Origin of the sequence: Paenibacillus eucommiae (assembly GCF_017874215.1) — a bacterium.
Lineage (GTDB): Bacteria > Bacillota > Bacilli > Paenibacillales > NBRC-103111 > Paenibacillus_AI > Paenibacillus_AI eucommiae.
In genome coordinates this window covers 38939-53802 of record NZ_JAGGLB010000041.1, presented here as the reverse complement: position 1 = coordinate 53802, position 14864 = coordinate 38939, and the positions used below count along the sequence as shown (strand labels likewise).

The 14864-nt window shown below is 44.6% G+C and carries 14 protein-coding genes and 2 tRNA genes; 11 read left to right on the top strand and 5 right to left on the bottom strand.

Annotated features, from left to right (window positions below; translation table 11 throughout):
- Positions 1 to 24: 24 nt before the first annotated feature.
- Both J2Z66_RS36595 and J2Z66_RS43170 read right to left on the bottom strand, forming a co-directional pair.
- Entirely contained in the window at positions 25 to 507 is a 483-nt protein-coding gene (locus tag J2Z66_RS36595) for a GyrI-like domain-containing protein (protein ID WP_209977965.1), read from the bottom strand.
- 694 nt (positions 508 to 1201) lie between these two features.
- Positions 1202 to 1351 (bottom strand): Arm DNA-binding domain-containing protein, encoded by a 150-nt coding sequence (locus J2Z66_RS43170; RefSeq protein ID WP_245376118.1) that lies wholly within the window; start codon positions 1349 to 1351, stop codon positions 1202 to 1204.
- A gap of 225 nt (positions 1352 to 1576) precedes the next feature.
- Between J2Z66_RS43170 and J2Z66_RS36585 the strand changes: the two genes are divergently transcribed.
- The 4 genes from J2Z66_RS36585 to J2Z66_RS36570 are packed head-to-tail and all read left to right on the top strand — an operon-like array spanning position 1577 to position 5283.
- Positions 1577 to 1807: a hypothetical protein gene (locus J2Z66_RS36585; RefSeq protein WP_209977964.1), complete on the top strand. Its 231-nt coding sequence runs from the start codon at positions 1577 to 1579 to the stop codon at positions 1805 to 1807.
- A 23-nt stretch (positions 1808 to 1830) separates the two neighbouring features.
- Positions 1831 to 2040 carry a hypothetical protein gene (locus J2Z66_RS36580; RefSeq protein ID WP_209977962.1) on the top strand — a complete coding sequence of 70 codons (210 nt, stop codon included), beginning with the start codon at positions 1831 to 1833 and terminating at the stop codon, positions 2038 to 2040.
- Positions 2041 to 2055: 15 nt separating this feature from the next.
- A complete protein-coding gene (locus tag J2Z66_RS36575; RefSeq protein WP_209977960.1) occupies positions 2056 to 4023 on the top strand; it encodes a chitobiase/beta-hexosaminidase C-terminal domain-containing protein in 1968 nt (655 codons plus the stop codon).
- Between the two features lie 15 nt (positions 4024 to 4038).
- The gene (locus J2Z66_RS36570; RefSeq protein ID WP_209977958.1) at positions 4039 to 5283 is read left to right on the top strand and encodes an SGNH/GDSL hydrolase family protein; all 1245 of its coding nucleotides are present in this window, start codon (positions 4039 to 4041) and stop codon (positions 5281 to 5283) included.
- Positions 5284 to 5532: 249 nt separating this feature from the next.
- Here the strand turns inward: J2Z66_RS36570 and J2Z66_RS36565 are convergent, their stop codons facing one another.
- The 3 genes from J2Z66_RS36565 to J2Z66_RS36555 all read right to left on the bottom strand — a co-directional run bounded on the left by J2Z66_RS36565 (position 5533) and on the right by J2Z66_RS36555 (position 6091).
- Entirely contained in the window at positions 5533 to 5688 is a 156-nt protein-coding gene (locus J2Z66_RS36565; protein ID WP_209977956.1) for a hypothetical protein, read from the bottom strand.
- A gap of 234 nt (positions 5689 to 5922) precedes the next feature.
- Positions 5923 to 5996, bottom strand: a tRNA-Arg gene (locus J2Z66_RS36560).
- Between the two features lie 21 nt (positions 5997 to 6017).
- A tRNA-Gly gene (locus J2Z66_RS36555) sits at positions 6018 to 6091 on the bottom strand.
- 180 nt (positions 6092 to 6271) lie between these two features.
- Between J2Z66_RS36555 and J2Z66_RS36550 the strand changes: the two genes are divergently transcribed.
- The 7 genes from J2Z66_RS36550 to lonB all read left to right on the top strand — a co-directional run bounded on the left by J2Z66_RS36550 (position 6272) and on the right by lonB (position 14774).
- The gene (locus J2Z66_RS36550) at positions 6272 to 7225 is read left to right on the top strand and encodes a hypothetical protein (RefSeq protein ID WP_209977954.1); all 954 of its coding nucleotides are present in this window, start codon (positions 6272 to 6274) and stop codon (positions 7223 to 7225) included.
- A gap of 111 nt (positions 7226 to 7336) precedes the next feature.
- The gene (tig, locus tag J2Z66_RS36545) at positions 7337 to 8638 is read left to right on the top strand and encodes a trigger factor (protein WP_209977952.1); all 1302 of its coding nucleotides are present in this window, start codon (positions 7337 to 7339) and stop codon (positions 8636 to 8638) included.
- Between the two features lie 218 nt (positions 8639 to 8856).
- Complete coding sequence (clpP, locus tag J2Z66_RS36540) at positions 8857 to 9447, top strand: ATP-dependent Clp endopeptidase proteolytic subunit ClpP (RefSeq protein ID WP_209977950.1); 591 nt, start codon at positions 8857 to 8859, stop codon at positions 9445 to 9447.
- Positions 9448 to 9461: 14 nt separating this feature from the next.
- Entirely contained in the window at positions 9462 to 10727 is a 1266-nt protein-coding gene (clpX, locus tag J2Z66_RS36535) for an ATP-dependent protease ATP-binding subunit ClpX (protein ID WP_209977948.1), read from the top strand.
- Positions 10728 to 10823: 96 nt separating this feature from the next.
- Positions 10824 to 11921 (top strand): flavodoxin-dependent (E)-4-hydroxy-3-methylbut-2-enyl-diphosphate synthase, encoded by a 1098-nt coding sequence (gene ispG, locus J2Z66_RS36530; protein ID WP_209977994.1) that lies wholly within the window; start codon positions 10824 to 10826, stop codon positions 11919 to 11921.
- 151 nt (positions 11922 to 12072) lie between these two features.
- Positions 12073 to 12876, top strand: coding sequence for a divergent polysaccharide deacetylase family protein (locus J2Z66_RS36525; protein ID WP_245376117.1), 804 nt, complete (start codon positions 12073 to 12075; stop codon positions 12874 to 12876).
- Positions 12877 to 13058: 182 nt separating this feature from the next.
- Positions 13059 to 14774, top strand: a complete 1716-nt coding sequence (lonB, locus tag J2Z66_RS36520) for an ATP-dependent protease LonB (protein ID WP_209977946.1) — start codon at positions 13059 to 13061, stop codon at positions 14772 to 14774.
- Positions 14775 to 14864: the final 90 nt, after the last annotated feature.

The window sequence follows — 14864 nt, the reverse complement described above, 5'->3', positions numbered from 1 at the left end:
GGAAAATAGAGGATCCTATGTCCACTAAGGCTTAAGCTTCCAAGGCAAATAAATATCGATTGTGGAGTCCTCTTGCTCAAGAGAAGTAATATCAGACCAGTATTCGAAATCAAAAAGCCGGAAACCACTGATGCCATTATCTCGAATCGAATCATAGGTTTCTCCTATTTGGGATTCTGGTCCCATATGAGTAATCTTCACATATTTTCCGGCTGGTATCGTATGCCCGACTAATCCTTCGGGAATATGGACAAAATCGCTAACTTCTACCGCAACAATACTTACAAAAGGAACATCTGGCGTCCAATCACCGTCCGGATAAACTTGGACTAAGTAAATCCCCTCATCATCTAAACGATTTGCAATTTCATGACGCTTGCCAATGAGGTCTTCACGTAATCTTCCGACAATTGTAGCCGCTAGATCTTGATTTAGCGACGCCGTTACAGTGTATCCAACCAGCTTCGTTTCATTGCGTTCGAGTGTCTGCACTTGTTCAGTTCTCATTTATGACACAACTCCTTATTCGTAACTAAATAGCAGAGGTCCCAGGGTGTGAGTTCTGGAGTTTCGTGGTTTTCATTGTGTGAAATATGTGTGAATTATGCTTAAGATTATATTTTAGCTTTTATTGCTTCTAATCACTTTTAGAATACCGCTCAACCGTTGATTTATGTGGGGTTTGTAAAAGGATGTGTAAAAAATGTGTAAAATTATTTTTAGATAGCTATGTCCTCAAAAGTCTTTAAGGTGTTATTTTCATCCTTCGTCCTCAATTCCTTTTCTATGTGTGCATAATGGGACAAAGTCGTCTCTATATCGGCGTGTCCAAGTCGCTCACTAACATAGTATATCGAAACACCTTTATAAAGAAAATGCTGGCATGGGTATGGCGAAGTCCGTGGACACTAATCGAATTAATATTCACTTTTTTAAGTAGCAATTCGAGTGCCTTATTGGCTGCATTGTTACTTAGACTTCGTACATTGAATGAGGGCTGAAAAAAACAAGATCGTGGATGTTGCTGGAGGTATTAGCGAAGAAAGATTTAAAAATTCCCATGGTCTGCTTGTCTCGCAGGGTATCAAGTGTGTTTAGGTATCTAACCTTAGTATTCTTGCCAATATTGGCTCTATAAGTAGGCAACCATTGCTCTTAGTAATCATCTATTGGTTCAAGTAGCAGGTGAGGAGTAATATTTTTACGGAGTTTGGCTTTTATTTTCCGCCGCGACGGCCTGTGCTTCTTTCTTCGTAGTAAACCCGCCCTTGCGAATAAGATCTGATTTTCCATTAACCATACGACTTATTGAGTACTGCCACGTTTTCCCACGTTTAAAATATCGGACCATTAATTTTCACTTCCCTCCTATTAACCTGCAACAGTACAAGCCAAAAGTTACACCCGTGAATAAGATGGAAGGAGAAAAACTAAAGATGACTAAAGATGATGCAAATAAACTAATCTCTAAACCCAAGGCTATCTAGGGACTTGCCCCAAATAAGGAGATAGGCAGACTGGCCGGCGAGCTCGGAAGGTGTCTGGTCAGCTAACAGAAAACTAAGGGGGAGTTGAATTGAGTAACTCATGTAGCAATGGAACCCGCAAATCAATAGAGATCGAGGCAACTACAAACAGAGTCGATGTTTACACTGTGAGCCTCGAGTCCATTTCTCAATTTGTCACCCGGACGCTTCCAGTCATTGAAAGAAAAGAGGTGAAATGCTGGCTCTCACAATCAGGCGGCACGACACACGCAGAGCCGTCAAAGTACTCAGGAATCCATCTGGTTCCTTGGTTGACTTGACTGGTGCTGAGGTGAAATTCATCATGACCAAAAATGGGCGACTGCTGATAAATTGGGCAACCGATATTATTGAAGCTAAAAACGGCGTAGTGTGCTTCGCTTTTGAACGCGGAGAGGTAATGGAGTTGTGCATAATGAAAGCGGAATTTGAGGTAACATATCTCTATTTCAGTATTGAGTCATTTCCCATTGACAGGTTTATTACAATCGAAATCGTAGCAGATTTAGCTTAGAGAGGAGGGATAAGGATGGATTCAAATTACGGAGAAGAATCAATACCCAATAAGGAAATGATCCGCGATGCAAGGAAAATGGCAATACCACAATATTGGAATCCCAACAAGGGCGAAGATGGTGGGTTTGAGCCAGTTATCGGATCGGGTGGAGCCTACAACATGCAAACCACAATCATGGTTGCGGACGAACCTTTTCGGGGGAACTCCACCATGACCAAAAAGTTTGCGAAGGTCATGACTGGGTTTGTAATCAGTAACGATGGGGATCAGGACCTGACGTTTGTAATAAATGGCCAAGAATGGCTTGTATATGCCGGGGCAGTGTTCAGTGAGAACTTCCTTCCATTTACAACGGTCACCATCAACACGATCGTTCCATTCCAAGCCTACGGTAAATTTTCCTTAGGCAGCACAATAGTTCCGCCTCCTCCAGTTGACACGGAAGCCCCTGAAGATGTGAAAAATCTGGTAACATCCAACATCACGACAACAACACTAACCCTGACCTGGACTGTCTCAGTGTCAGAGGATACGGTTGGATATGATGTTTACCAAGGGGCTACACTTTTAGGTAGCGTTACTGGGACGACTTACAACGTCACAGGGCTTATACACTCAACTCAGTATACATTTATCATCAAGGCCAAGGATGCCGCTAATAACATATCTGCTGGCACGTCCGTAACGGCAATAACGGTAGAGGTGCCCAGCGTCATTCCGCCAATTCCGATTACCAACCTTGTGGCAGGAACTTCTACGTATAACTCTATACCGGTATCCTGGACGGCTTCCAACGGCGTACGGTACGAGGTTGCATACTCAACTAATGGTACGAATTTTACGGTAGCAAGCGATATGGTTACGGCTGATAATTACCTTGTGACCGGACTTTCCGCGATTACAACCTATACCATTCGCGTGGTTGCGATTGGGTCCGATGGAGAACGTTCGAGCGGAAATCCAACCGTACAGGCCACGACTGTTACAGCTCCAGACGTAACACTGCCTATCATTACCGCCGCACCAAACGGCGGTACGTTTACAAGCGCTCAATCAGTCACGCTCAACGCCAACGAGCCAGATACAATCTATTACACCACGGATGGCAGTATGCCGACGACAAGCAGCTCGGTTTATTCGGCCCCCATAGCGATCAGCACGACAGCAACACTCAAGTATTTTGGCAAAGATACAGCGGGCAATAGCAGCACGGTTCAGACTGCGAGTTTTACCATAAATTCTGGTCAACCCGGAATGACAACTGTAACAAATGGATTGCTGCATAGCTACGATTTCAGAGGTGGAAAAGGGCATACTGGATCTGCTCAAGATTCGGTTGGTAACATGCCATTAACTCTCACTAACTTTAAATCGGATGGAACTGAGGGGTATATTGCAGGTGGTATAAAACAAGCTGGAACAAGTAACGATATAACCAGTTCTGGTTATCTCATCAGCACAGATTTGTCTAACATGGGAATGACCACTCCTGGAAGCTCATTTACTGTGGTCATTAAGGCATATCTTAACGCTATTAACTACTCCACCCACTTTTTTACCTCATCCAAAGATAATAAAGATCTTCAAATAGATCCTACCCCTGCTAATACTGTGGGACGTTTCCGGATTTGTTCTAGCTCCGTAGGGGCTACTAAGGTTCATCCTAAGGTAGAGATTAGGGATAACGCCACCACTACAACTACTATCATAAGGGATGGTGCTGCGTTTGCGGATTCGACACTGACTCCAGGTGGACCTGGATCAGTTATGCAGGTAACTTATGACAGCGTTACGAAGACCATGGCATTATATCTTAATGGAGTCATGAATAAGTCCATGGTACTGGAAAACCATGCTAAATTCGAGGGATTGGTACTTTCGAGCGGTCAACATGTAACGAATGCATTATTAATATATAACCGTGCATTAACCAGTCCTGAGTTAGCTCAAGTAAGCACTGACTTATTAGCGCTGCCGTAGAAAGGAGGTGCTCACATGATTGTAAAACAGCCGGATAAGTTTCCAAATAAAGAGGTGTTGCTGAAATTTGGAGAAGCTGATGGCAATCCTACTTATGGCGGAAACGCTATAGGGGGTGGGGCTAATCCACTGCCTAACCAGGATATATTGATAAGGTTTGGAGACAGCGGGGGCCAACCAACATATAACGGAGCGATTATTGCTGGAGGTTCTATTCCCTCCTCCATAGTCAGGCAGACATTCAATCTTTTTGATAAAAGTAGGATGATAACCGGATCTTATCATGATCCATCGACCGGAAACATCATAAGTGGGGGGTACGAAACCCATAAAATAAATGTAAAGCCTGGTTACAATTATATTTTTAATAAGTGTGATGGGATAGCTACACAACATAGCTTTTACACTGCATCCGATGTGTATATAAGCGGAGCATCTGCAAAGTCAGCAAAGGCTCCAGCAAATGCCAGCTACTTGCACGTAAAGATACTTAGTCCGGCAGTAGCGAATGTCCTGATGGTGATGGAAACAAATTATATGATCTCGGACTATGTGCCTTACACTCAAAAATTCCTAACAACCCAAGAAGTTCAAGGCTGGTATCGGTCGAAATGGTATGAAAAAACATGGTGGGTGTTGGGAGATAGTATTTCGACGGGATATGGCGATGGAGTTGGCGCGGGTAACCAGTATGCCGCTAAGCCGTATCATTACCTATTATCGAGGGAGCGACATATAAAGGTTCAGAATGATGCGGTTAGTGGCTACACCATAGGAAACATTTACGATAATAGGGTTGTAAATATGCCGCCTACGCAGTACGCACCCGACCTTATCACACTTATGGCGGGTACTAATGATCATGGGTTTAATATTGCAATGGGATCGATATCTGACGACCCTGCTACGGGAACATCGTTTTATGCCAGATACCAAAAAACGATTGAATGGTTAATAAACCGCTATCCTTATGCTTCGATCGGTTTGATCGTACCAATACAAAGGAGCGGCATAGTAGATGGCAACACTGCAAACGCCGCAGGTAAGACGCTAAGGGACTATTGTGACGCTGTTGTAGCTATCGGTAAGTATTATTCGATTCCTGTGCTTGATTGGTACTACGGATTGGGTTTTTCACCTTATGTTGCATCGCAAAAAGAAAACTATTACTTCGGATCCCCATCAGATGGTACGCATCCCAACGATGCTGGACATGTCAAAATGGCTGCAACGGTAGGGGATTTCATTGAAAGGTTATAACATGCCAAATGCAAAGCCTTCTGTTCATTGCGGATCGTGGGCTTTTTTTGTTTTGGATCTATTTTGCTAAAGACTTTTTCATTTGTTCTTCTTTTGATTTAACCGAGTCGCTAGTGACAGACTCGCCACGATAAGTGTATACAATAAATGATTCGAATTCCTTTAATTCATCGTCAGCTGGTTTATAGATCTTTGCCAACTTGGAAACTTCGTCAAATTTTTCAGTTGGCGTTTTTTCAGATTTTGCAATTACGTCAACATTGCTTTTCCAATCTTTTTATTGGCTTCACTTGAGCTCATGGAGGCTGGTGTTTCTACAGGTGTTGTCATAGCTTTATCAGCATCTGTTGCTGGTGTATTTGCGATGGAGATAATAAGTAATATGAACGCACCTAATGAAATCAAAAAACCCCTCTACGATAGCCTTCTTATTAATCTTACCTACGATACTCACAATCAAAAGAACGATAGAAGGAGATCAAATTTCTTGTGTAAAAAATGTGTAAAAAAGTTTTATTTCTTATCGTTTTAAACGTATTCTCACTTGATTTTTTTAACAAAAAAACCGAAATCCCAAATGTCATAAGGGATTTCGGTTTTTTATGGCTTCATTAAAATTCACTCAAATAAACCTAATTACGTCCCAGGAGAGATTCGAACTCCCGACCCACGCCTTAGAAGGGCGTTGCTCTATCCAGCTGAGCTACTGGGACATGCTATGAACAATACGGCTCTGGAGCGGGTGAAGGGAATCGAACCCTCGCCTCAAGCTTGGGAAGCTGGCATTCTGCCATTGAACTACACCCGCAAAAGATATTGTTTGTTATGTATTGTTTGTCATGTATTATTTGTGTGTGTTGTTGTAAGTAGTGAAGCAAGAGTTATATTATCATATTGATTTTACATAAGTCAACCCTTCTCGACTTTTTTTTTTGCAATTCCTGATTTTATCCGTTAAACTGACTGCATTGGTGATGAAAAGTTTGAGGTGGTAATCATTTCGCAACATTCAATGGACAATGTGGTCCTCTTTCCAAAAACAGTGGACTTTTACGAGCAAGAGCTTACGCGCTTTCTGCAAACGGAGCAGTATGGTGAAGCGCTGCAGCTGCTAGCCTTCCTGTTGCAATTTCCGCATGTGGAGGCAGGAAGACTCGGACAATGGGAGGCGCTGCAGCAATGGCTGCAGGTGACCTTTCCTGAGTATGCTTCTCCAGCGTCATCTATGGGACTGGAATCCGGGATGGATCTTGACCGGGAACCAGAGGACGATGAAGCTGAGGATGAAGAGGGGCTGCTCCGGCAGATTGTAGCCGAGAAAACGATGGCGGATGCCTCGTACCCGCAGAGACTGATCCAGATGCTGAAGGAGGGGACGACCGAGCAGCAATTCATTGCTCTGGAGCAGCTGGCATTTGTGGAGTTAGAGGGGGTGGACGAGCAATTATGTGACTGGCTGGCTGCAACGAAGCTGCATCCCGGTCTCCAGTTCAAAACACTCCAAACTCTGAAGCAGAAAGGCCAGACTGGCTTCATTAGCATTCCCAGAAATGACGGGCAAATAAGCGTGGAAATCGAAGACACTCCACTCAGCTCTATGGATTTTCCTCCAGCCATCCGCGATATGATGAAAAGAGTGGAAGAGATTAGTGAAGTGGATCAGCCAGACTTTCCCTATTTTGCCGAACAGACCTGGAATCAATTCCTTGCTTATGTTTATGGGACTTCTACTTATGCTGAAATGATCAAGCAGGAGGATGATTCCATAGATGTTTGGGCTTCGGCTCTGCATGCAGTTTTGCAGGAGTTGATATTCGGTAAAGCGGACCGCGCAGACCTCATGGAAAAGTATGGGATCACAAGCCAAATGCTGCTTCAGTGGAAGCAAGCTCATGCCATTTTGTATAAGTTTACCAAAGCCGTGTTTCCGGTCTTGAAATGAAAATGTTATATGTTATAATAAGATGGTTATATCGACGGAAGGCTTGATACAAGCCAGGTTATCAGAATACTAAAATAACTTAGGGTACATTTTTGGAGGGGAAAGCATAAAATGAAAGCAAGTTGGGAAAAAATAGAGAAGAACGTTGGCGTTCTTGAAGTAAAAGTGGGTACGGAGCGCGTTACAGAAGCGCTTGATAAAGCATTTAAGAAAGTAGCGGCAAAAGTTAACGTTCCGGGATTCCGTAAAGGAAAAGTTCCGCGTTCCATTTTTGAAGCTAAATTTGGCGTGGAGAGCTTGTATCAGGATGCGCTGGATATTTTGCTGCCGGAAGTTTATGTGGAAGCAATAGAAGAAGCCGGTATTGATCCAATCGACCGTCCTGAAGTAGATGTTGAACAATTTGGTAAAGGACAAACTCTGAAGTTCAAAGCTAAGGTTCTAGTGAAGCCTGAAGTCACGCTTGGCGATTACAAAGGCTTGGAAATCGAAGTGGACGAAGTGACTGTCACTGAGGAAGAAGTGAACGAGGAGCTGAATCGGCTTCAACAACGCCATGCAGAGCTTGTTGTCCTTGAAGAAGGCGAAGCTGAGAATGGCGATGTCGTTATCATCGATTTCGACGGCTATGTGGACGATGTAGCATTTGAAGGCGGCAAGGCTGAGAATCATTCGCTTGAGCTTGGCTCAGGCAGCTTCATTCCAGGCTTTGAGGAACAGCTTGTTGGACTTGCCAAGGATGCTGAGAAAGATGTGGAAGTTAGTTTCCCTGAAGACTACCATGTTGAAGAGCTTAAAGGTAAAGCGGCAGTATTCAAAGTTAAGCTGCATGAAATCAAACGCAAAAATCTACCTGAGCTAGACGATGAATTCGCCAAAGATGTTAGCGAATTTGATACCCTGGAAGAATACAAGCAGGATACCAAAGCACGTTTGCTAGAGCGTAAGGAAAAAGATTCGCAAGTAGCGAAAGAAACGGCTGTAGTGGATAAGGCAACTGCTAATGCAGATGTTGAAATTCCAGCGCCGATGATAGAGTCAGAGCTTGACGTAATGATCAAAGAATTCGAAAGACGTCTGCGTACACAAGGTATGACACTGGACATCTACTACCAATTCTCCGGTCAGAACGAAGCTACTCTGAAGGATCAAATGCGTGAGGATGCTGAGAAGCGCGTACGCAACAACCTTGTTCTGGAAGCTATTTCTACTGCAGAGCAAATTACGGTTTCCGATGAAGAATTGGATGCAGAGCTTGAGAAATTAGCTGAAAACTTCCAAAGATCCACTGAAGAGCTGCGCTCCATCTTCGCATCTAATGGAAGCCTGGAAGGTATGAAGGGTGACCTTGCTCTGAAGAAAACTGTGGAGTTCCTGCTTGAGAATAGCAAGAATGTCACAGCATCCGCATAACATGACTTAAGGCGCGTAGTTATCAGCGCGCCTTTCTTAACACCTTCACCTCTAATGGCGGTCGTTCTTCATGACTTAACCTCGTTAGGGGTGTTTTTTCCACTAATACATAAGAGCGCCGAAAAAATGACTTTACATCTTAAACATGATAATATGAAGATAATACTCTGCAAGTTGAGTATAAACTATGGCAGCAGCCACACAAAGGAGTTGGTACAATGAGTCTTATTCCCATGGTAGTTGAACAGGAGAATCGTGGTGAACGTTCTTACGATATCTACTCGCGTTTGCTCAAGGACCGCATCATTTTCATTGGGAGCGCGATTGATGACGATGTGGCTAATTTGGTCATTGCCCAGCTGCTCTTTCTATCTGCTCAGGATGCTGAGAAGGATATCCATCTATACATTAATTCTCCGGGCGGTTCTGTCACAGCGGGGATGGGTATATTTGATACCATGAATTTCATCAAACCGGATGTCTCAACGATATGCGTTGGAATGGCTGCCAGTATGGGTTCATTGCTGCTTACCGCGGGTGCCAAGGGCAAACGCTTTGCGCTTCCCAATGCTGAAGTCATGATTCACCAGCCGTTAGGCGGTGTCAGAGGCCAAGCGACTGACATCAAGATTCATGCGGATTGGATTATCAAAACAAAGCATAAGCTGAATCAAATTTATGTGGAGCGTACAGGCCAGCCGCTCGAGAAGATCGAAAGAGACACCGATCGCGATAACTTTATGAGCGCTGAGGAAGCGAAAGCATATGGTTTGATCGATGAGGTTATCACTCGAACTGACTTGAAATAAAAGGAGTGATTTAAGTGTTTAAGTTTAACGATGAGAAAGGTCAACTCAAATGTTCCTTTTGCGGAAAATCACAGGATCAGGTTCGTAAGCTCGTTGCTGGTCCCGGTGTGTACATCTGCGATGAATGTATAGAGCTTTGTACGGAGATCGTTGAAGAAGAGCTGGGCCATGAAGAGGACCTGGATCTGAAGGATGTTCCGAAGCCAATGGAAATTCGCTCCATTTTGGATCAATATGTCATTGGCCAGGATCAAGCGAAGAAATCCCTTGCTGTAGCTGTATACAATCACTACAAGCGGATTAATTCACAAAGCAAGCTTGAAGATGTAGAACTACAGAAGAGCAACATTGTGCTTCTGGGACCTACAGGAAGCGGGAAGACCCTTCTTGCTCAAACACTTGCCAAAATTCTTAATGTACCTTTTGCCATCGCCGACGCTACTTCCCTAACGGAAGCAGGCTACGTAGGTGAGGATGTTGAAAATATTTTGTTGAAGCTGATTCAAGCAGCCGATTACGATGTAGAGAAAGCTGAGCGCGGTATTATTTATATCGATGAGATCGATAAAGTGGCCCGTAAATCAGAGAATCCTTCTATTACTCGTGACGTATCCGGTGAGGGTGTACAGCAGGCATTGCTGAAGATTCTCGAAGGAACTGTGGCATCGGTACCTCCGCAAGGAGGGCGCAAGCATCCGCATCAAGAGTTTATCCAAATCGACACGACTAACATTTTATTCGTGTGCGGCGGGGCATTTGACGGACTTGAGCAAATTATTAAGCGCAGAATTGGTAAAAAGGTGATTGGTTTCAGTACAGACGGTCTTAAAGCGGATTTGAAGCCAGGTGAATATTTATCCATGGTACTGCCAGAGGATTTATTGAAATTCGGCTTGATTCCTGAATTTGTTGGTCGTCTCCCTGTGATCTCAACTCTGGAGCCGCTTGACGAGCCTGCGTTGGTACGTATCCTGACAGAACCTAAGAATGCTTTGGTGAAACAGTACCAGAAGCTCTTGGAAATGGATAATGTAGCACTTGAATTTGATCAGGAGTCCCTGGATGCAATAGCGAAGGAAGCTATCAAGCGAAATACTGGAGCACGGGGCTTGAGGGCGATTATTGAAACGATCATGCTTGACGTGATGTTTGAAATTCCTTCCCGTACAGATGTTACGACCTGTAAGGTGAATAAGGATGCTGTCATGAATAAGCTAGCTCCTGTTCTGGTTACCAGTGATGATAAACCAAACAGTAAGAAGAAAGAAGAAAGTGCGTAACCCATAAATCTAATTTGTTCATACAGCCTCCAATCCGCCGTTCCGTTTAGGAAATCGGAGCGGAGGATGTTTGGTATGATGGGGAGAGAAGCAATGATGCACCATAGAAAAGATACAATACCGGTTAGAGTTGGTAACCTGACTATAGGCGGAAGCGATGAAGTTATTATACAAAGCATGTGCACTACGAAAACAGCTGATGTGGCTGCAACGGTAGCTGAGATCCTGCGTTTGGAGGAGGCTGGCTGCCAGATTGTACGCGTCACCGTTAACAACCGAGAGGCTGCCGAAGCTATTAAAGAGATTAAGAAGCAGATTCATATCCCATTGGTAGCCGATATTCATTTTGATCATAGGCTGGCGTTGGCCGCTATTGAGAATGGAATTGATAAGGTTCGGATTAATCCAGGGAATATTGGCAGGCGAGAGAAAGTAGAAGCGGTTGTCAAGGCCTGTAAGGAACGTGGAATTCCCATTCGAATCGGCGTGAATGCAGGATCTCTGGAGAATCATTTGCTCGAGAAGTATGGTTATCCTACACCAGAAGCAATGGTAGAGAGTGCGCTTTTTCATATTAATATATTAGAAGAGTTAGATTTTCGGGATATTATCGTTTCTTTGAAAGCATCGGATGTGCCAATGGCTATTGCCGCGTACTCCAAAGCTGCCCAAGCCTTCCGGTACCCGCTGCATCTGGGTATTACAGAAGCTGGTACATTGTTCTCGGGTTCAGTAAAAAGTGCAGCCGGTATCGGGACCTTGCTTAATATGGGGATCGGCTCGACGGTACGAATTTCACTTAGCACCGATCCGGTTGAGGAGATCAAGGTTGCCCGTGAGCTGTTAAAAACGTTTGGTCTGATTACGAACGCAGCCACGCTCATTTCTTGTCCAACCTGTGGCCGGCTGGATATTGATTTATTTTCAATCGCTAATGAGGTTGAGGAGTATATTTCCAAAATTAAAGTACCAATTAAAGTTTCGGTTCTTGGTTGTGCGGTCAATGGACCTGGTGAAGCGAGAGAGGCAGATATCGGCATTGCGGGAGCCCGCGGTGAAGGTATGCTTTTCCGTTATGGGGAAATGATTCGTAAAGTTCCTGAAGCGGAGCTGTTGAACGAATTGAAGAAAGAAATTGATATTATTGTAGATGCTTACGAAAAAACCGGTCTCATACCCGGGCGCAAGCATTAGGTCTTGTACCTTTCACTAAATTTCAATAATAAGTTTCATAAAAAAGCCGTTTGAGAGCCTTTCGCCTACTCTTACGGCTTTTTTCTATCTAATTGCATAAACGTGAAACATTGGAAGCATAACTAAATGAAAAGCGAGAGAAGGTACTGCCATGATGATATTTACGCATGTTCGCAAAGTAATGGTTATGACGCTTGTTATGGTAGTTGCAAGTTTGGGAATGGGAGAGAGCTTGCCTCGACATGTAGTGAAAGCCAATGAGCCTTTTGCGGCACCCAAAAAACAGGTAGCAGTTGTGATTGATGACTTTGGTAATAACATGAACGGTACAACAGAAATGCTGGACCTTGCCATTCCGCTTACGATTGCTGTAATGCCATTTATGCCTACTAGCAAAAGAGATGCTCAATTGGCCCACGAGAAAGGGCATGAAGTACTGGTTCATATGCCCATGGAGCCTGTGAAGGGAAAGAAGAGCTGGCTAGGCCCAGGGGCAATTACTACAGACCTCTCGGATGAAGAGATACGCAGTAGAGTTGAGGCTGCGCTGGATGACGTTCCCTTTGCTATTGGCATCAATAACCATATGGGCTCTAAAGCGACAGCCGATGAGCGGGTGATGAGAATCGTTATGAAGGTGTGCAAAGAGCGGGGAATGATGTTCCTTGATAGCCGGACTACCCCCAAAAGCGTTATCGTCAAGTTGGCCAAGGAAATGGGCGTACCTTACGCTGAAAATGAGCTGTTTTTCGACGATATTTATACTTCCGAGCATATTAGCAAGCAAATGTCGAAGCTCCTCAAGCTTATCGAAAAGCAGGATCAGTGCATTGCTATCGGGCATGTCGGACCTCCTGGGAAAATAACGGCCAGTGTATTGAAGGCCTCTATTTCTACCGTTCAAAAAGGGGCTAGTTTCGTGCCAGTATCGAAGCTAATGAGGGGACTACAGTAAAAGTTCGTGAAATTAGGATTAACCTTCTTTTACGCGGGAATACTGGCTAGTATGGTGTTTTTTTCCGAACTATCAGAACGTAAACATGGATTGTCTGACTCTGATATTTCCGGGCAAACGCGTCCGTCCGCAGGGCGCGGCGTAACTGTTTTCCCTTACATACAAAACCGGGAGGTATGAAGATGAGCTTAAGTATTATTTTGATGCTGATTCAAGTTTTTTTTGCTGTGGTGATTGGCCTGTATTTCTGGAATTTGCTGCGTAACCAACAAACAAACCGTTCGGCCGTAGATAGAGAATCCAAAAAAGAACTGGAAAAGCTGCGCAAACTGCGCTCGATTTCGCTAACTAAGCCATTATCCGAAAAAACCAGACCATCCTCCATTGAGGATATTGTCGGGCAAAAAGAAGGGATAAAGGCGCTGAAGGCGGCTATTTGCGGTTCCAACCCGCAGCATGTCATTATTTACGGTCCTCCAGGAGTAGGGAAGACCGCGGCAGCACGTGTCGTATTGGAGGAAGCGAAGAAGAATCCGGGATCACCTTTTCGCTCAGAGGCGAAATTTACTGAGATTGATGCGAATACCGCCCGCTTTGATGAAAGAGGGATTGCAGACCCTCTGATTGGCTCTGTGCATGACCCTATCTATCAAGGGGCAGGAGCAATGGGAGTGGCAGGCATCCCCCAACCCAAAGCAGGTGCTGTGACTAAGGCTCATGGCGGTATTTTGTTTATTGACGAAATTGGTGAACTGCATTCGATTCAATTGAATAAATTATTAAAGGTTCTGGAGGATCGCAAGGTGTTTCTCGAAAGTGCCTATTACAGCTCGGAGGATTTGAACATTCCCAGCTATATTCATGATATTTTTCAAAATGGCTTGCCAGCGGATTTCCGTCTTGTCGGTGCGACTACCCGGCTGCCCAGTGAGCTTCCTCCTGCGATCCGTTCCCGCTGTCTGGAGATATTCTTCCGGCCGCTGCTTCCTGAGGAAATTGGTTTAGTTGCTGAAAATGCGTTGCGGAAAATTGGTTTCAAGGAAAATCCGGAAGCGATTGAAGTGATCAAAAAATATGCAACTAATGGCCGTGAAGCGGTAAATGTGATCCAGCTTGCAGCAGGATTGGCCATGACGGATAAGCGTCAGGAAGTGAGCGCGGCGGATATCGAGTGGGTAGTGAACAGCTCGCAAATCCCACCCCGGCCAGAGAAAAAAATTCCGCGCGAGCCGCAAATTGGTTTCGTCAATGGGCTGGCTGTCTATGGGCCAAACCAGGGGACTCTGCTCGAAATTGAGGTAATCGCGATTCCTTCATCGGTGCAGGACAAGGGAACATTCAACATAACAGGCGTAATTGATGAGGAAGAGACGGGCGGCAGCTCACGCACATTGCGTAGAAAAAGCATGGCTCGCAGCTCAGTGGAAAATGTGCTGACTGTGCTTCGCAAGCTTGGCATTCAAACTTCAAACTATGATTTGCACATCAACTTTCCAGGCGGCGTTCCAATCGATGGTCCTTCAGCAGGGATATCGATGGCAACAGCGATTGCTTCGGCGATTCATAAAATTCCTGTGGATAACCATATCGCAATGACAGGAGAGATGAGCATCCACGGAAAAGTGAAGCCTGTTGGTGGTGTGGTCGCTAAGGTGGAGGCTGCTTTCCAGGCTGGGGCTACGAAAGTGATCATTCCTAAGGAAAACTGGCAGGAAATATTCGCTGATTTGCCAAACTTGACCGTCTTTGCCGCGGATTCAATCGAAGAAGTATTTAAATTTGCGCTAGACATTGATCTTGAGGATAATGTGATCCAGCTGCCGGTTTATCAAGAACGGACGTTATCCCCATCCATGCCGGTCCTGCACGCGAAATCTCCCAGCACTTTGGATTCATAATGAATCATTTTGATTCATTATGCCAATTAGGGACAGCTCACTTGAGCGGCGATTGGTGTTTTGATTCCGCTTTTGTTAAAATGTAAAGAT